Annotated in this window: 17 protein-coding genes; 11 read left to right on the forward strand and 6 right to left on the reverse strand. The window is 70.0% G+C overall.

Annotated elements, in window-relative coordinates; all coding sequences use genetic code 11:
- Positions 1-110 precede the first annotated feature (110 nt).
- Positions 111-362: a flavin reductase gene (locus tag EG812_RS01060; RefSeq protein ID WP_233579330.1), complete on the reverse strand. Its 252-nt coding sequence runs from the start codon at positions 360-362 to the stop codon at positions 111-113.
- Positions 363-364: 2 nt separating this feature from the next.
- Positions 365-760, reverse strand: a complete 396-nt coding sequence (locus EG812_RS01065; RefSeq protein ID WP_233579331.1) for a hypothetical protein — start codon at positions 758-760, stop codon at positions 365-367.
- A gap of 235 nt (positions 761-995) precedes the next feature.
- Here EG812_RS01065 and EG812_RS01070 point away from each other — a divergent pair, with 235 nt between their 5' ends.
- Both EG812_RS01070 and EG812_RS01075 read left to right on the forward strand, forming a co-directional pair.
- Positions 996-1,805, forward strand: coding sequence for a helix-turn-helix domain-containing protein (locus tag EG812_RS01070; protein ID WP_013735025.1), 810 nt, complete (start codon positions 996-998; stop codon positions 1,803-1,805).
- Positions 1,793-1,987 carry a DUF397 domain-containing protein gene (locus EG812_RS01075; RefSeq protein ID WP_126710491.1) on the forward strand — a complete coding sequence of 65 codons (195 nt, stop codon included), beginning with the start codon at positions 1,793-1,795 and terminating at the stop codon, positions 1,985-1,987. The genes EG812_RS01070 and EG812_RS01075 overlap by 13 nt, the downstream gene beginning before the upstream one ends.
- An 81-nt stretch (positions 1,988-2,068) precedes the next feature.
- Here the strand turns inward: EG812_RS01075 and EG812_RS01080 are convergent, their stop codons facing one another.
- Entirely contained in the window at positions 2,069-3,172 is a 1,104-nt protein-coding gene (locus tag EG812_RS01080; protein WP_126710492.1) for a M14 family zinc carboxypeptidase, read from the reverse strand.
- Positions 3,173-3,728: 556 nt separating this feature from the next.
- The gene (locus EG812_RS01085) at positions 3,729-4,367 is read right to left on the reverse strand and encodes a TetR/AcrR family transcriptional regulator (RefSeq protein WP_126710493.1); all 639 of its coding nucleotides are present in this window, start codon (positions 4,365-4,367) and stop codon (positions 3,729-3,731) included.
- Between the two features lie 128 nt (positions 4,368-4,495).
- Here EG812_RS01085 and EG812_RS01090 point away from each other — a divergent pair, with 128 nt between their 5' ends.
- From EG812_RS01090 to EG812_RS01100, 3 genes are all read left to right on the forward strand, one after another.
- Positions 4,496-5,335: an SDR family NAD(P)-dependent oxidoreductase gene (locus EG812_RS01090; RefSeq protein ID WP_502697169.1), complete on the forward strand. Its 840-nt coding sequence runs from the start codon at positions 4,496-4,498 to the stop codon at positions 5,333-5,335.
- A 107-nt stretch (positions 5,336-5,442) separates the two neighbouring features.
- Positions 5,443-6,246, forward strand: a complete 804-nt coding sequence (locus tag EG812_RS01095; protein WP_126710494.1) for a TerC family protein — start codon at positions 5,443-5,445, stop codon at positions 6,244-6,246.
- 226 nt (positions 6,247-6,472) lie between these two features.
- Positions 6,473-7,324, forward strand: coding sequence for an esterase/lipase family protein (locus tag EG812_RS01100; RefSeq protein WP_126710495.1), 852 nt, complete (start codon positions 6,473-6,475; stop codon positions 7,322-7,324).
- Positions 7,325-7,515: 191 nt separating this feature from the next.
- Here EG812_RS01100 and EG812_RS01105 read toward each other — a convergent pair whose 3' ends face one another.
- Positions 7,516-8,388: an aldo/keto reductase gene (locus EG812_RS01105; protein WP_126710496.1), complete on the reverse strand. Its 873-nt coding sequence runs from the start codon at positions 8,386-8,388 to the stop codon at positions 7,516-7,518.
- A 194-nt stretch (positions 8,389-8,582) separates the two neighbouring features.
- Between EG812_RS01105 and EG812_RS01110 the strand changes: the two genes are divergently transcribed.
- The 5 genes from EG812_RS01110 to EG812_RS01130 all read left to right on the forward strand — a co-directional run bounded on the left by EG812_RS01110 (position 8,583) and on the right by EG812_RS01130 (position 13,608).
- Positions 8,583-8,951: a YciI family protein gene (locus EG812_RS01110; RefSeq protein WP_013735016.1), complete on the forward strand. Its 369-nt coding sequence runs from the start codon at positions 8,583-8,585 to the stop codon at positions 8,949-8,951.
- A 243-nt stretch (positions 8,952-9,194) separates the two neighbouring features.
- The gene (gene pyk, locus EG812_RS01115; protein ID WP_043721498.1) at positions 9,195-10,643 is read left to right on the forward strand and encodes a pyruvate kinase; all 1,449 of its coding nucleotides are present in this window, start codon (positions 9,195-9,197) and stop codon (positions 10,641-10,643) included.
- Positions 10,640-11,524, forward strand: coding sequence for an acyl-CoA thioesterase (locus tag EG812_RS01120; RefSeq protein ID WP_013735014.1), 885 nt, complete (start codon positions 10,640-10,642; stop codon positions 11,522-11,524). Before pyk ends, EG812_RS01120 begins: the two co-directional genes overlap by 4 nt.
- An 84-nt stretch (positions 11,525-11,608) precedes the next feature.
- Positions 11,609-12,070, forward strand: a complete 462-nt coding sequence (locus tag EG812_RS01125) for an RrF2 family transcriptional regulator (protein ID WP_013735013.1) — start codon at positions 11,609-11,611, stop codon at positions 12,068-12,070.
- A gap of 569 nt (positions 12,071-12,639) precedes the next feature.
- The gene (locus tag EG812_RS01130) at positions 12,640-13,608 is read left to right on the forward strand and encodes a sulfite exporter TauE/SafE family protein (protein ID WP_013735012.1); all 969 of its coding nucleotides are present in this window, start codon (positions 12,640-12,642) and stop codon (positions 13,606-13,608) included.
- A gap of 21 nt (positions 13,609-13,629) precedes the next feature.
- Here the strand turns inward: EG812_RS01130 and EG812_RS01135 are convergent, their stop codons facing one another.
- Positions 13,630-15,057: a pyridoxal-dependent decarboxylase gene (locus tag EG812_RS01135; protein ID WP_232510839.1), complete on the reverse strand. Its 1,428-nt coding sequence runs from the start codon at positions 15,055-15,057 to the stop codon at positions 13,630-13,632.
- 212 nt (positions 15,058-15,269) lie between these two features.
- On the opposite strand from EG812_RS01135, the gene EG812_RS01140 reads away from it, so the two are divergent.
- Positions 15,270-17,552 (forward strand): rhamnogalacturonan lyase family protein, encoded by a 2,283-nt coding sequence (locus EG812_RS01140; RefSeq protein ID WP_126710497.1) that lies wholly within the window; start codon positions 15,270-15,272, stop codon positions 17,550-17,552.
- Positions 17,553-17,570 lie beyond the last annotated feature (18 nt).

The raw sequence follows: 17,570 nt of genomic DNA on the forward strand, positions 1-17,570 counted from the left end.
GCCACAAGCCTAGCGACCAGGGGAGACAATTCCGCCCCACCCTGGCCGACCATCTTCTCCGACCTGCTGCGTCACGGCGGCAATCAGCCTTATTCACCTGGACTGGCCGTTTAAGGCTCGGTGTGGACCGGGACCCAGTCGGTGAAACGTTGGTGCAGGTTCGTCGGGTAGGCGTCGGGGTGCAGGTCGGCGAGCTGTTCGGTGGCCTGTTCGCGCAGGGTCACCAGGTGGACCAGCAGCCCTGGCATGTTGTTGCGGTACTCGGCGAGCAGGCGCAGCTTCGCCGGGGAGCAGGGCCAGGCGGCCCCGCAGCCCCGGCAGCGCCACGTCGGGCGGGACGGGACGTGATCACGCAGGTGCACCCTCACTGCGCGGCCTTCGCAGTGGGGTGCCGGGCCGCAGCGCCGGTTGCGGTCGACGGTGGTACGGGTCGCAGCCCGTCGGGGCGTACGTAGAGTTCGCGCCGGTCGACCGCGGTGCCGCGGGCGTCGAGTTGGTAGACCTCGATCCACGTCCACCCGCAGTAGGGATGCCGGTCGGTGCGCTCGCGGATCAGCCGTACCGTGATCGGCTTGCTGAACTGCGGCGACGCCGCACTGGTCAGCAGGTAGACCCCGGGGGCCACCCGAGGCGTGCCGTCCTCGCGGACCGGCGCTGCGCTCGGGCGTGCCGGTGCTGCGGTCGAGCGTGCCGGTGTTGCGCTCGGGCGGGAGGCCCAGCGGGACGCGGGCACGGCATTCGTGGGCCTCGGCACGGCCACGGGCATTCTCCTTCCACCGGGTCTGGAGCGGGGGTCGCTGCGGTGGGGACATCCGGCAGCGACCCCCGGGACGTACGCGCCTGCCGGGTCGGGGGGATCGACCTCCACCAGGCACGCCGTGCTACTTCCACCTTGGACGTACGCCCCATACGGTGTGAATAGTCAGCACTCGATCGCGGAACGTAGCGGCCGGGTCCGGGTTTGGGTGGAGTCGGGCAGAGCGTCGGGGAAGGGTGTGGAAGTCGTGGGAATCTCGCCGTCGGAGTACCTACTTCGTGAGCTGCGGCGTCGGCGTGGGGCCGCCGGGCTGACTCAGGCGCAACTCGGCGAGCGGGTCTTCTGCTCGGATTCGCAGGTGAGCGCCATCGAGACCGGCACGAAGCCGCCGACCCTGCCCTACCTGACCGCTGTGGACGGCGCGTTGGAGACCGGCGGCTACTTCGCGACCCTCTGGGACGAGTTGGTCAAGGGCGATTCCTCACCGGTCTGGCTGCGCGAATGGATTCAGATCGAGCGGGAGGCGACGGCGCTGCGCTGGTACGAGCACTCGTTCGTGCCGGGGCTGCTCCAGACCGAGGCGTACGCCCGCGCGACGTTCCGGGCGGCGCGGACGCCCGCTGCCGAACTGGATCGGCGGGTCGCGGCACGGTTACAGCGACAGGCGGTGCTCGCCCGTGACCCGAGTCCGCAGTTGTTCGTGGTGTTGGACGAGATGGTGCTGCGGCGGGCCTGCGGTGGCCCGGAGGTGATGGCCGAGCAGGTCGCCCACCTGATCAGTTGCGCCGAGCAGCCGCATATTCAGTTGCAGGTCGTCCCGCTGTCGGCTGGCATCTATTCGGGACTGGCCGGGGCGTTCATCCTGGCCGATCTGCCTGACGGAGCCCGTGCGGCCTGCGTGGACCATCAGCTTGAATCGCAGACCACTGGGCAGCCGGATCCGATAGCGCGCGTCGGTTTGGAGTGGGACGCGGTCCGGGGCGAAGCGCTCCCGTTGGGGCAGACACTCCACATGCTCAAGGAGGCGGCGAAGACATGGACAACCTGACCGGCGCACGGTGGCGTACCTCGTCGCGCTCCTCCACCAACGGCGGTGTCTGCGTCGAGGTCGCCGACAATCTGCCCGGGGTGATCGGCGTACGCGATTCGAAGGATCCGACCGGCCCGGCGCTGACCTTCACCCCGGCCGCCTGGCGGGCTTTCCTCACCCGGTTCCCCGCGCGTCCCTGACCGCGCGCCCTCGGCCCACCGGCTGCTGAAACGGGTGTCGCCCCGGCCGCGACGGCCGGGGCGACAGTGTTGCTACTCGGTTCAGGTGCGCGGGACGTTGCGGCGCTCGGGGATGAGCTCGTACCGCTCCGGGTCGATGGTGTTCAGGGTCCCGTCGGTGATCGCGTTGAAGATGCCGAAGAGGCCGTCCTCGACCTGCTTGGTCAGCATGCCGTGCTGCTTCTGGCCCCAGGACTGGGTCTGCCCACGGGTCTCGAACAGGATGGTGGCGCTACCCCGCAGGGCGAACGAACCAAGCGCGGTGCCCGGCAGGTTGGTGTTCTGCGGGTAGAGGGTCACCTTGCTCTGCGGCGAGTTGCCGGACTGGAGGGCGTCGTACACCGCGACGTTCACCCGACGCGAGGCGTCGTAGTTGAACTTGGGCCAGTTGCCGTGCTGGGCGGGGTTGTTGATGAAGCGCCCGGAGATGGAGAGGGTGGTGTAGTCGTCCATCCCCTCACCGGTGTAGCAGGCGGCCTGGTTGTGCAGGTCGGCGAAGACGTCGACAGTGCCGAACTCCTGCTCCAGCGCGCGGTACACGTCCCGGGCGGTCTGCGCCTCGGGGGTGATGTACCAGCCGGTGGAGGCGCTGTTGCCCGGGAAGTGGGCAGCCTGCGGAACGTAGTCGAGGTTGGGGTTGAAGTCGCGGTTCACGTCGAACCCGCCGACCCGGGTGTTGTAGTTCCACGCCGTGCGAGCGTCGGCGAGCTGCGGGAAGTCGGCGACGACATCGCTCCAGGTGCGCTGGTTCTGCCGAACGTCCGCCTCGCTGCCATCCGGGTTGAGCTTCGGAATGGCGACGATGGTGACGGCCTTGCGGATCTCCTCGGACCGCTTCGAGTTGTTGCCCAGGGTACGCAGGGCGTCGAGGACGGCGGCAGTGCCGTGCATCTCGTTGCCGTGGATCTGGCTCTGCACCAGGACTACGGTGTCGCCCTCGCCGACCCGGGCCGTCCAGATCTCGCGGCCCTGGTTCGAGTAGCCGGCGACGTCGACCTGGACCTTGCCGTTGCTGGTGTGCTCGATCTGCTGGAGGCTGCGGCGCAGTTCCTCGTGGCTGATGAAGCCCTGGACCGACTTGCCGCCGGTCTCGTTTCCGCAGTGCGATTCGAGCGGTTGGGCGGCTGCCGGAGCGGTAATTGACACCGCCATTCCGGGAAGGCCGATGAGCAGCGCGGCGGCGACTGCGACGTGACGCTTTACCCGACTTGGTGACGCTGACGGAATAGCTTGACGCATGGATAGCCCTCCACAGTGATCGGGTGGATCTAGTTCGCCACCTAAGCACAGTTGGGTGCGGCTAGCAATGGATCGCTTTGACCGGGGCACCGCTTTCCGGCGATTCCCGGGACCGTGGCGACGCTGCATGAAGCGCCGTTTTGCCGTGCTCGTCGTTATGGCGACATCGCCAATCTCAAGATTTCCTCAACTGTTGGCAGTCAAGCCTGTCGAGAACTGCCGGCGCGTTTAATGTGCCGCATCCGGTCGCCTGTCACGACTCTGAAAAAATTAAAGATCCGTGCGATCGAGCCCGACGATTGTAGGAGATTTGACGAGCAGATCTGGACATCTGTCCAACAGCGAATTCACGGGCCGGTTCTGCGCAATGGTCGCCCCGGTCGCTGGCCGGGGCAACTCCCCGCTCAGGCGGGCCGCGACCGGAGTCGGTGCGGGCAGCCGGCGCTGTTGGTCAGTAGTGCGGTCAGGCGCTGCGGGGTCCGGCGCCCGGCGCTCGGGCCGCATGGAGTGCGTTGGTGACGAGGCGGTCGGCGAAGTCCCGGTCGAGTGGTCCGGTCCCGAGCAGCCAGCGCTGGGTCAGGGGTGCGTAGAGCATCTCCACGATGAGGTCGAGGTCCGCGTCCGGGTGGAGTTGTCCCTGCTCCTGCGCAGTGCGCAGGCGGCGACGTTTCGCCTCGTTGATGGGGGCCGCCATCCGGCGGCGGTAGTCCGCGGCGAGGTCGGCGTCCGTGATCATCTCGATGTAGAGGGCGCGCAGGGGCGCCTCGAATGCCGGGTCGGCGAACTCGGCGACGGTGGCTCGCAGGACGGTGCGCAGGTCTGCGTCGATGTCCCCGGTGTCGGGCAACTCGACGGTGCCGGGCGTGCCGGACTCGGCGCCCTCGGGCGTCTCGCTCAGCGCGAGTAGCGCGTCGAACACCACCGCGCCCTTGGACGGCCACCACCGGTAGATCGTCTGCTTGCCCACCCCGGCGCGTGCCGCGATCTTCTCGATGGTCAGTGCCCGGAAACCCGCCTCGGCGAGGAGTTCGCGGGTCGCCGCGAGGATCGCGGCGCGCGACCGTGGGTTGCGGCGGCCCGGGTCGGGTGCTCGGGAGGTCATGAGAACGCAGTTTAGGCAAGACGAGACGTATCGGATTGCTTGCCGCGCCCTCGTGTGGCACTCTCAAAACGAGACGGTACGTATCGTCTTGTCTTTGGCCGCGAGGGCGGCCCGGATTGGAGGAATCGGTGACAGTGGATACGGATGCCAAGGGCCGCATCTGGTTCATCACCGGCGCGAGCCGGGGCCTGGGGAGGGCGTTCACCGAGGAGGCGCTCGCCGCCGGGGATCGCGTCATCGGCGTCGCCCGGGACGTGTCACCCCTTGCCGAGTTGATCGACCGGTCGGACGGGCGGCTGGTCGCGTACCCCCTGGATGTCTCGGACCGGGCGGCGGTGATGGCCGGCGTGCGACGTGCGGTGGCGGTGTTCGGCCGGCTCGACGTGGTGATCAACAACGCCGGCGGCGCGCTGCTGGGGATGATCGAGGAGGTCTCGGAGGAGCAGGCCCGGCGGCACCTGGACACGAACCTGTTCGGAGTGTTGTGGGTGGCCCAGGCGGTCGCACCGTACCTGCGCGAGCAGCGCTCCGGGCACCTGCTGATGATCTCGTCGATGGGATCGGCCGGCGGATTCGCCTCGACCGGGCTCTACGGCGCGGGAAAGGCCGCGGTCGGGGCGATCTCCGACGCCTTGGCGATGGAGCTTGCCGACTTCGGTGTGCACGTCACGCTGGTCGGTCCCGGCGGGTACGAGACCGGTCTGTTCACCAAGGGGCTGACCCTGGCGGACCCGAATCCGGCGTACGCCGAGTTGCGGGCCCGGCTGGAGCGGCTGTGGGGGGAGTCCCGCGACTTCGATCCGGCCGACGCGGCGCGGGTGCTGCGGGAGATCGTCGACCTGGCGTCCCCGCCGCGCCGGATCGTGCTCGGTGGCGTGGCGTTCGACATGGTCGCCGAGTTGGAGCGGACTCGCTGGGCCGAGTACGCCCGCTGGGAAGCCCTCAGTCGCCGCGCGGACCGGCCCTGATCCGGCCGGGGTTGCGGAGCGGGGGGTGACGCGGTACGCCATGCTTGCGCAGATCGCCGATGGTTCCGGGTGCCCCGCCCGGCGGTGGTCTGAGAGTCGAGGATGGAATGGAATTCTTGACCAGTCCCGAGCTGTGGATCGCGTTCGCGACCCTGCTCCTGCTGGAGATCGTGCTGGGCATCGACAACGTCGTGTTCATCTCGATCCTGTCCGGCCGGCTACCCGAGCATCAACAGGCCCGAGCCCGTACGATCGGCATCTCGCTGGCCCTGGTCACGCGGCTGCTGCTGCTCGCCTCGCTGTCCTGGATCATCGGGTTGACCGCGCCCCTGTTCACCGTGCTCGGGCAGGAGATATCCGGGCGGGATCTGATCCTGTTGCTCGGCGGCTTGTTCCTGGTCGGTAAGGCGACGTACGAGATCCATGAGCACCTGGAGGGCTCCGACCACGGCCGGTCGAAGAAGAAGGTCGTGTCCTTCGGCGCGGTCATCGCGCAGATCCTGGTACTGGACATCGTCTTCTCGCTGGACTCGGTGATCACGGCAGTCGGCATGGTCGACGAGCTGGCTATCATGATCGCCGCCGTGGTGATCGCGATGATCATCATGCTGGTCTCGGCCGCGGCGGTCAGCAACTTCGTCAACCAGCACCCGACGGTGAAGATGCTGGCCCTGTCGTTCCTGCTGATCATCGGTGCGAGCCTGATCGCGGAGAGCCTCGACCAGCACATTCCGAAGGGCTACGTGTACGGGCCGATCGCCTTCTCCATCTTCGTGGAGTTCCTCAACCTGCGGGTACGGGCGCGGCAGCGCCGCGAGCAGGAGACGAAGCCGGTGCAGTTGCACCCGACGTACGTCAAGAACAGCCCGGCCCGGCCCGACCCCGAGCCGGAGGTGACCCCCGCCAGCTGAGTCTGCCCCGCGACCGTGCGCCGCCCGTACCCCGGTGGGTACGGGCGGCGTCCGTCGTCTATGGACAGTCGACATCCTGGATGCCTGGTGAAGGTCGTTGCTACCCGAGCGTAACTTTTCATTGACGTTTCTAGATTGTGACGGGATCATCATTGCACGGTCGATCGGACACACCCCCCACCCTTGCCCCGGCAACCCCGGGGCTCTCCCCTTGGGAGGTGCAGCGATGCTGCTCCGAAAGGCTGTCCCCGTCCTCGCGCTGACCCTCGCCGTCGTCCTGTCGGCACCCCCCGCCTCGGCCGCCGTGACCTCGGCCGGCGCGGTGGCTGCCGAAGCACCGGCCAGCACCGCCGCCGTGACCACGGCAGCCGACGCGTCGGTCGCCAGTGCGGCCGGCGACGGGCTCGGTGCCCTCGCCAATGCCAACCCGGTGATCGTGGTCGGTGGGCTCAGCGGCATCGCCGCGGTGTACCAGCCGCTGGCTGCCCGGCTGCGCGCCGACGGCTACCGGGTCTGGGTCTACGAGTTGCCGAATCTGGGGCTCGGCGACATCGCCGCCTCCGCCGGCAGCCTGCGCACCTTCGTCGGAACGGTCCGCTCCAGCACCGGCGCGGCCAAGATCGACCTGGTCGCTCACTCCGAGGGTGGCCTGGTCAGTCGGTACTACATCAAAAATCTGGGCGGTGGCGACACCATCGGTCGCTACGTCAGCCTCGGCACCCCCCAGTACGGCACCTACGTCGCCAACATGCTGGCGTTCCTCGGCCTGGGCAGTTGCGCCGGAATCGTCGCCTGCCAGCAGATGACCATCGGTTCGTCGTTCCTCGCCGCGCTCAACGCGGGTGACGACACTCCGGGCTCGGTCCGCTGGACCACCGTACGCACCTGGCAGGACGAACTCGTCCGCCCGGTCGACAACGCCACGCTGGCCGACGGCGCGACGAACGTCCTCATCCAGGCCAAGTGCCCCCTACGCGTGGTAGGTCATCTCGCCCTGGTCGTGGACGGCACCACGTACTCGATCATCCGCCAAGCCCTCCGCGACCACCCCATCAACCCCTCCTGCCTAGCCCTCTAACCCTTCCCCCACCCCACCCCCGTCCCACCCCCGCCCCCTCGTCGCGTCGCCCCCGCCCTCTCGCATCGTCGATCTTGCACTTATCGACGGGACATTAAGGGCATAGGGCGCATTCAGGCGACCAAAAGTGCAAGATCGCGGGGCGGGGGGAGGGGGTGGGCGGGGGAGGGCGGGGTGGGTGGGGGAGGGGGTTAGGTGGGGGTGGAGAGGGTTTCGTATTCGGTGTTGGTGAGGGTTACCTGGGCGGCGGCGACGTTCTCCTCGAGGTGGGCTACCGAGGAGGTGCCGGGGATGGGGAGCATGACGGGGGAGCGGCGCAGCAGCCAGGCCAGGGCGAGCTGGGCGGGGGTGGCGCCGTGCTCGGTGGAGATCGCGTCCAGCGGGCCGCCGGGGCGGGCCAGTTCGCCGGTGGCGATCGGGTACCACGGGATGAAGGCGATGTCGTTGTTCTCGCAGTAGGTGACGACGTCCTCGGCCTTGCGGTTGACCAGGTTGTAGAGGTTCTGCACGGAGGCGATCGGCGCGATCTGGCGGGCCGCCTCGATCTGCTCGACGGTCACCTCGGACAGGCCGATGTGTCGGATCTTGCCCTCCTCCTTGAGCAGCACCAACTCGCCGAGCTGATCGGCCAGCGGCACCTTCGCATCGATGCGGTGCAGCTGGTAGAGCCCGATGCTCTCCAGGCCCAGGTGGCGCAGGCTCAGCTCGCACTGCTGCCGCAGATACTCCGGCCGACCGAGGGGACGCCAGTCACCCGGGCCGCTGCGCGACAGGCCGGCCTTCGTCGCGATGAGCAGATCATCGGCGTACGGGTGCAACGCCTCCTTGATCAGCAGTTCGGAGACGAACGGCCCGTACGAGTCGGCGGTGTCGATGAACGTCACGCCCAGCTCGTACGCCCGGCGCAGGACCCGTACCGCCTCGGCCGGGTCCTTCGGGTCGCCCCAGACGCCCGGGCCGGTGATCTGCATTGCCCCGTATCCGAGCCGGTCGACGGTCAGGTCTCCGCCGATCCGGTAGGTGCCGGCGGCCTTGGCGGGTCGAGTGTCAGCATTGCTCGCCATGTCATTCCCATCGCGTCGATCGTCCTCGTCGGCCAATCTAGTCGTCATTGCTGCTCCCTGCTCCGATCGCGACACCATCGTGGTGCGCCCCGGATCTGCTGAGCGCCCGGTGCGGCCTGCCGGTTCATGGAAGGCTGGACGGTACCGCCGCGTGTGCCGCCGTCGGGCGCGGACGGGCCGCGAAAGGGAGCGTCATGACCGCAGAGCCGAACCTCGACTTCGCGCTTGACACGTACGAGTGCGTCGTGCTTTATCCCGGCACGGCCGGACGGGCGCTGCCCGCCGAGACCATCCAGCGGTTGCAGGCCGAGCACGCCGAACACATGCAGGCGCTCCAGCGGCGGGGGATCATCCTGGTGGCCGGAGCGGTCGACGGCAACGAGGCCCGGGAACCGGACCCGCCGCTGGGCTTCGGTCTGGCCCGCACCGGTTCGGTCGACGACGTGCGCAGCGTGATGGACGCCGACCCGGCGGTGCAGGCCGGGCTCTACCGGGTGGACGTGATGACCTTCCTCTGCCCGGCCGGTTCGCTCGAGTTTCCGCTGGCCAAGACGGAAAGCTGAACCGCAGCGGGGGTTGACCTTCGGCAATCGTGCGGTCACGAGCGGTTGGCGGAGCGGAGCGGCTCGGCGCACCCTGGCATGGGAGGCGTACCATTCCCGGCGCGCGGTCGCTGATGCCCGCCATCGACGTTCCGGCGTGGCTACGCCCGCCGGCAGCGCGCGTACGTCGCGCGCCGTTGGACAATTGTTCCGCTTTGCGCAAGGGGTCGGCCCGTGGTCCGACCCGGAGGAGAGACTAGCCTGATGGGCGTGACACGCCGCGCGAAGATCGTTTGCACTCTTGGTCCTGCCACCTCGTCGCCCGAGCGCATCCGTGGGCTCGTCGAGGCCGGTATGAACGTGGCGAGGCTGAACTTCAGCCACGGCAGCCACGCCGATCACGAGGCGGTCTACCACCTGGTCCGCGAGGCATCGGAGGCGACCGGCAAGCCGGTGGCGATCCTGGCCGACCTGCAAGGGCCGAAGATCCGGCTGGGCCGCTTCGCCGACGGCCCGCACGAGTGGCGCACCGGCGACTCCGTGGTGATCACCGGAGACGACGTCGTGGGTAGCAAGGAGCGGGTCTCCTGCACCTACCGCAAGCTCCCGCAGGAGGTCAAGCCCGGTGACCGGCTGCTGATCGACGACGGCCGGGTGGCCGTCGAGGTCACCGACGTCACCGGCAACGACATCCGGGTGCTGGTCACCGAGGGCGGGCCGGTCAGCAACAACAAGGGCGTCTCGCTGCCCAACGTGGCGGTCAGCGTGCCGGCCCTGTCGGACAAGGACGCCGACGATCTGCGCTTCGCGCTCGGCCTCGGCGTCGACCTGGTCGCGCTCTCCTTCGTCCGCTCCGCCGAAGACATCAAGCTCTGCCACGCGATCATGAACGAGGTCGGCGTACACCGGCCGGTGCTGGCCAAGGTCGAGAAGCCGGAGGCGGTCGACCACCTGGAGGCCATCGTGCTGGCCTTCGACGGGGTGATGGTCGCCCGCGGTGACCTCGGCGTGGAGCTGCCGCTGGACGAGGTGCCGCTGGTGCAGAAGCGCGCCGTGCAGCTGTGCCGGGAGAACGCCAAGCCGGTCATCGTGGCCACCCAGATGCTCGACTCGATGATCGAGAATTCGCGGCCCACCCGCGCCGAGGCCTCCGACGTCGCCAACGCGGTGCTCGACGGTGCCGACGCGGTGATGCTCTCCGGCGAGACCAGCGTGGGCAAGTACCCGGTGCTCACCGTCAGCACCATGGCCAAGATCGTCAGCACCACCGAGTCGGGCTCGATCGCCGTCCCCCGCCTCCAGCACGACCCGCGTACGCACGGTGGCGCCCTCACCGTCGCCGCGTCCTCGATCGCCCGGGCCATCGGCGCCAAGGCGCTTGTCGCCTTCTCGCAGACCGGCGACACCGTGCGCCGGCTCAGCCGACTGCACTGCGACCTGCCGCTGCTGGCCTTCACCCCGGTTCCGGAGGTACGCAGCCAGCTCGCCCTCTGCTGGGGTGTGGAGACCTTCCTGATGCCGTTCGTGCAGCACACCGACGACATGTTCCGGCAGGTCGACCAGGCGCTGCTCGGCCTCAACCGGGCCACCCCGGGCGACTACGTGGTGATCGTGGCGGGCAGCCCGCCCGGCACCCCCGGCTCCACCAACACCCTGCGGGTGCACCAGCTCGGTTCGCTTGTCGACGCCGCCTCGGCGCGGGCCCTGCAGTGACCGACGACCAGGTGCTCGTCGGTCAGGCCGCCGTCGACCAGCTGCTGGAGGTCCTCGACCTGGTGCCGACCGGCACCAGGTCGTTCCGGGGGATGAGCCCCCCGGTCGGACCCCAGCGGGTGTACGGCGGACAGGTCGCCGGCCAGGCCCTGGTCGCTGCCGGCCGCACCGTCGACCCGGAGCGGGTGGTCCACTCGCTGCACGGCTACTTCGTGCGCCCCGGTGACCCGGTCGAGCCGATCGAGTACGAGGTGGAGAGCATCCGGGACGGACGGTCCTTCTCGGTACGCCGCTCGGTGGCGCTGCAACACGGCGAGCCGATCTTCTTCATGTCGGCGTCGTTCCAGCGCCCCGAGGAGGGGCTGGACCACCACGCCCCTGTCCCGCCGGACGTGCCCGCGCCCGACCAGGTGCCCACCATGTCCGACCGGCTGGCCCGCTACCCGGAACGCCTCGGCGTCTGGGGGCAGATCCCCCGGCCCATCGACGTACGCTACGTCGGCGAGCCCGGCTGGGTACGCCCCGGCGACCGCCCCGCGGACCCGCACCAGCGGGTGTGGATGCGCATCGACGGCAAGCTTCCCGACGATCCGCTGCTGCACGCCTGCGCCCTCACCTACGCCTCCGACCTCACCCTGCTCGACTCGGTGCTCTCGGTGCACGGCGAGGTGTGGGGCCCCGGCGGGGTGGTCGGTGCCAGCCTCGACCACGCGGTGTGGTTCCACCGGCCGTTCCGCGCCGACGAGTGGTTCCTCTACGACTGCTGGAGCCCGTCGGCCTCCGGCGCCCGGGGCCTGGCCACCGGCAGGTTGTTCACCATCGACGGACGGCACATCGCCAGCGTCGTCCAAGAGGGACTGCTGCGCCGCGTCGGCGCCTGATCCGGCGGCCGTACCATCCGGGTCAGCCGATCGGTGCAGGGGTGATCGTCCGGGTGGAGCCGCGGGCCGACTAACCTGTCGGGCATGCGACTCTCCGCCCGGGTGGACTACGCCCTTCGAGCGGTCACCGAGCTGGCCTCGGTGACCGGGGCCGGGCGTGGCCGTCCGGTGACCGCCGACCAGATCGCCCGCGCCCAGGACATTCCACCGAAGTTCCTGGAGAGCATCCTGCTGCAGCTGCGCCGCGGCGGCATCATGCAAGCCCAGCGGGGCCCCGAAGGCGGCTACTGGCTGGCTCGCCCCGCCGAGGAGATCTCCCTGGCCGACGTGATCCGGGTGATCGACGGCCCGCTGGCCCACATCCGGGGCCAACGGCCCGAGCAACTCGGCTACCAGGGTGCCGCCCGGGCGTTGCAGGACGTCTGGATCGCGCTACGCGCCAACGAACGCCAGATCCTCGAACTGGTCACCGTCGCCGACGTGGCGCAGGGCACGCTGCCCGAGCAGGTCACCAAGCTGGTCTCCGACCCCCGCGCCTGGACCTGACCGCCACTTTCGGACCTGACCCCGGTACCTGGCATGTGTGCGGTCCGGTGTCGCGGTGGATGAGGATGCTGACGACGGCGCGCGGGCTGGACCGCCCCGATTTCGGGTGGCATTGGTTCCGGCTTCCGGCTTCCGGCTTCTGGATGACACGCCGCTCCTGGATCCGGCACCCGCTCCTGGGCCGGCCGCCCGCACTTCGCCTGGCTCCAGCCGCCCGGCCACCGGTAACCGGCGTAATCCGGGCGTCACCCCACGACGTGTGCCCTACTCGGCCGCGCAGGCAGAGGTACCCCTCGCCCCCTTTGCTCTGCTTCAACCGACGCACCGATTTGCCCCCAGATTTGGTGCGTGGAGTGAAGCAGAGCAAAGGGCCCCAGGTGGGGAGTGGTGCCCAGGTGGGCAAGCGATGGTCCGGGTGGGGGAGCGGTGGCTCGGGTGGGGAGGGGCCTGAGGCGGGGGAGCGGGCGAGGGTGTCGTCTCATTGACTGATCGGGGGCTTGACCGCGGGCCCTTCAATGCCGCATTGTCGACCAAGTTGATAGGAGTTGCCGAAAAGTTGGGGGGCGGCCGTGCGCAAGCTGCTGGTCATCGCGCTCGTCGGGCTTGCCGCCCAACTGGTCGACGGGGCACTCGGCATGGCGTACGGGCTGACCTCCTCCACGTTGCTGCTCCTGGTCGGGGTTGCGCCGGCAGCCGCGTCCGCCTCGGTGCACCTGGCCGAGATCGGCACCACCCTCGCCGCCGGCACCGCCCACTGGCGGTTCGGCAACGTCGACTGGCGAGTGGTGACCCGCATCGCCATCCCCGGCGCGGTCGGCGCGTTCGCGGGTGCCACCTTCCTCAGTTCGCTCTCCACCGAGGCAGCCGCCCCGTGGATGGCCGCGATCCTGTTCACGCTCGGGGCGTACCTGCTGGTGCGCTTTTCCCGGCCGTTGCGCCGCAATCCGGCGGCCGGGCAGCTGCGCGGGCGGTTCCTCGGGCCCCTCGGGCTGGTCGCCGGGTTCGTCGACGCCACCGGCGGCGGCGGATGGGGGCCGGTCGCCACGCCGGCCCTGCTGGTCAGCGGGCGGATGGAGCCCCGCAAGGTGATCGGCTCGGTGGACACCTCCGAGTTCCTCGTCGCGGTCTCGGCCAGCCTCGGCTTCCTCATCGGCCTGGGCACCGAGGGGTTCCTGCTGCCGATCGTGCTCGCCCTGCTCATCGGTGGTCTGATCGCCGCACCGATCGCCGCCTGGCTGGTGCGCATCGTCCCCGCCCAGATGCTCGGCGCGGCCGTCGGCGGCGTGATCGTGTTGACCAACGCCCGCATCCTGATGCGCACCGCCGAGCTGGAGGGCTCCCTGCCGGTGCTGGTCTACGTGCTGCTGGCGGCCGGTTGGGTCACCGCCCTGGTGCTGGCGGTGCGGCTGGTGCTGCGGGCCCGCCGTCAGCGGGCGACCGCCGCAGCGGCCAGCCTCCAGACGGCCAGCACCGACGGAGCTGACCCGGGTGCGGCGGCGGCCCAGGAGGTCACCGCACTCTCCGGCGCCGACCGCTGATCCGACCATCCCCGCAGGGCGTCAGTCGGCCAGGGCTGCCGCCTGCGAGATCAGCTCCCACGCCTCGTCGACATGGGTCTCGGTGGTCTGCGGCGCGCCGACCGCCAGGCGTAGCGTGTGCCGGCCGGCCACCCGGGTGTGCGTCAGATAGACCCGGCCGGTGCTGTTGACCGCCGCCAGCAGGCGTTCGTTCGGCCCGTCCGGGCCGCGCAACCGGAAACACACCAGGCTGTACGGGTGCGGGGCGACCAGTTCGAACCGGTTGTCGGCGCGTACCCGGTCGGCGAACCGGGCGGCCAGTGCCACCCCGTGCCGGATGTGCGCGCGCAGACCCTCGACGCCGTACCAACGCAGCACGAACCACAGTTTCAGGGCACGGAACCGTCGACCCAGCGGCACCTGCCAGTCCCGGTAGTCGATCACCGCACCGGATTCGGTGGCGGCGTTGCGCAGGTACTCCGGCAGCACGGTCAGCGCCTGCACCAGCTCAGCCGCGTCGGCCACCCAGAAGGCGTCGCAGTCGAAGCCGGTGAGCAGCCACTTGTGCGGGTCGAAGCAGTAGGAGTCGGCGTACTCCAGACCGGCGTGGCCGAACCGCAGCTCCGGGCAGATCGCCGCCGCCCCGGCGTACGCGGCGTCGACGTGCAGGAACACTCGGTGCTCGGCGCAGATCGGGCCGATCTGCGGCAGCGGGTCGATCGCCGTGGTGGAGGTGGTGCCCACGGTCGCCACCACCAGGGCCGGCACCACCCCGGCGGCCCGGTCCGCCTCGATCGCCGCCCGCAGCGCCGCCGGTGACATGGCCCGGGTCACCGGATCCACCTCGATCAGCCGTACCCCGTCCACGCCCAGCCCGGCGATCCTGGCCGCCTTCTCGATCGACGAGTGCGCCTCGGTCGACGCGTACACCCGGTAGCGGCGGTCGACGCCCACCTCGCGCCACCGCCCGCCGCCGGCCCGGTGCAGGGCGACCAGGGTGGCGACAAGCGTGGCCGACGAGGCCGAGTCCTGGATGACCCCGCCGCCGGTGCCGGTGGAGCGGAACCGGGCCGGCAGGTCCAACGCCTGGGCCAGCCAGTCGAGCATCACCGTCTCCAGCTCGGTGCAGGCCGGTCCGGTGGCCCAGAGCATGCCCTGTACGCCGAGACCCGCACTGACCAGGTCACCCAGCACGCTGGGACCGCTGGTGTTGGCCGGGAAGTACCCGAAGAAGCCCGGATGCTGCCAGTGGGTCAACCCGGGTGCGACCAGCTTGTCCAGGTCGGCGAGGACGGACTCGACGGGTTCGCCCTCAGCCGGCGCAGCGGTCGGCAGCCCGGCCGCCACCGTGCCGGGCCGGTCCTGGGAGGTCACCGGGCGCTCGGCAACGGTGGCCCAGTAGTCGGCGATCCAGTCGACGACCGCGTACCCGGCCTGACGGAACTCCTCCGGTGTCATGTGCGCTGCCACGGGGGAAGTTGACCAAAAGGGCTGGGCCTGGGGCAAGCTGTGGCCGACCGATTGTGTGCCGAAAACGCGTGCCCTAGCATCGCAGCTGCGCGGGAACCAAACTACCGACGTCGATGCGTCGGGATCTCTGCCGCCAGCGCGGCACCCGCCGGCAACGGGCACGCCGGCGACGCCACCACTGCCGCGCGCCCGACCTCCACCGGAGGACCTTCATGCCCCGCACCGTCCGTCGGGTCATCGTGCTCGCCACCGCCACGGCAACCACCCTCGCCGCCGGCGTACTGACCACTCTGACCGCCTCGGCCGCCGCCACCGGCTGCCGGGTCGACTACCGCATCACCAACCAGTGGGGCGGCGGCTTCGGCGCCGACGTCACCGTCACCAACCTCGGTGACCCGCTCAACGGCTGGACGCTGACCTGGGCCTGGCCCGCCGGTCAGCAGGTCACCCAGGCGTGGAACGCCACCGTCAGCCAGTCCGGCGCGCAGGTCAGCGCCCGCAACGTCGACTACAACGCCACGATCGGCACCAACGCCAGCACCGGCTTCGGGTTCAACGGCTCGTGGACCGGCACCAACCCGGTGCCCACCAGCTTCGCCCTCAACGGCACGACCTGCACCGGCGCCACCACCCCGACCACCCCGCCGCCTCCGACCACCCCACCGCCTCCGACCACCCCACCGCCGACGACTCCACCACCGACCACCCCACCGCCGACGACTCCACCACCGACCACTCCGCCGCCCGGGTCGATGCAGGCGGAGAACCTGGACCGGGGACTGGTCAGTGTCCGTTCCGGGTCGGCCAACCTGGTCTCCTGGCGGCTGCTGGGCACCGAGACCACCGGGGTGGCGTTCAACCTCTACCGGGGCGGCACCCGGGTGAACGCCAGCCCGATCACCGGGGCCACCAACTACCTGGACAGCGGGGCTGCCGCCGGTGCCGCGTACACCGTGCGGGCCGTGGTGGGCGGCGTCGAACAGGCCGACTCCGCCCCGGCGGTGCAGTTCCCGGCCGGCTACCTCGACGTACCGTTGCAGGTCCCGCCGGGCGGCACCACACCCAGCGGTGAGGCGTACAGCTACTCGGCCAACGACGCCAGCGTCGGCGACCTCGACGGCGACGGCCGGTACGAGTTCGTGCTCAAGTGGGAGCCGTCCAACGCCAAGGACAACTCGCAGTCCGGCTACACCGGCAACGTCTACGTCGACGCGTACACCCTCACCGGCGCCCGGCTGTGGCGCATCGACCTGGGTCGCAACATCCGGGCCGGCGCCCACTACACCCAGTTCCAGGTGTACGACTACGACGGTGACGGCCGTGCCGAAGTCGCCATGAAGACCGCGGACGGCACCCGCTCCGGCACCGGACAGGTCATCGGCAACTCCAGCGCCGACCACCGCAACTCCAGCGGCTACGTGCTCGCCGGTCCGGAGTACCTGACCATGTTCGACGGCCGTACCGGCGCCGCCCTCTCCACCGTCAACTACGACCCGCCCCGCGGCACCGTCTCCTCCTGGGGCGACTCGTACGGCAACCGGGTCGACCGGTTCCTCGCGGCCACCGCCTACCTCGACGGTCAACGCCCCTCACTGATCATGGCCCGGGGCTACTACACCCGCGCGGTCATCGCCGCCTGGGACTTCCGCAACGGCAGCCTCACCAAGCGGTGGACCTTCGACTCCAACGCCAGCGGCAACGGCGCCGCCGCCGGGCAGGGCAACCACAACCTGTCCGTGGCCGACGTCGACGCAGACGGCCGACAGGAGATCGTCTACGGTGCCGCCACCATCGACGACAACGGTCGACTGCTGCACTCCACCGCCACCGGCCACGGCGACGCCATGCACGTCGGCGACCTCGACCCGTCCCGCGCCGGCCTGGAGGTCTTCAAGGTCAACGAGGACGGCAGCAAGCCCAGCTCCTACCTCGCCGACGCCCGCACCGGGCAGCTCATCTGGTCCACCCCGGCCGGCGGGGACAACGGACGGGGCGTCTCCGGCGACATCTGGGCCGGCAGCCCCGGCGCCGAATCCTGGTCGTCGGCGGTCAGCGGCCTGAGCAACACCCGAGGCCAGAACGTCGGCCGCAAACCCTCCTCGACCAACTTCCTGATCTGGTGGGACGGCGACCCGGTACGCGAACTGCTCGACGCCACCCGCATCGACAAGTACGGCCCCAACGGCGACACCCGCCTGCTCACCGGGGCCGACGTGGCCTCGAACAACGGCACCAAGGCCACCCCCGCACTGTCCGCCGACATCCTCGGCGACTGGCGGGAAGAGGTCATCTGGCGCACCAGCGACAGCCGGGCGCTGCGGATCTACAGCACACCCACCCCGACGAACACCCGCATCCACACGCTTATGCACGACCTGCAGTACCGGGTCGCCGTCGCCTGGCAGAACACCGCCTACAACCAGCCGCCGCACCCGAGCTTCTTCCTCGGCGACGGGATGGCCGTCCCGCCCGCTCCGCGCATCTACCTGCGCTGACGCCGGAAAGCTGACGCC

This window comes from Verrucosispora sp. FIM060022, assembly GCF_003977705.1.
GTDB classification, from domain to species: Bacteria; Actinomycetota; Actinomycetes; order Mycobacteriales; family Micromonosporaceae; genus Micromonospora; species Micromonospora gifhornensis.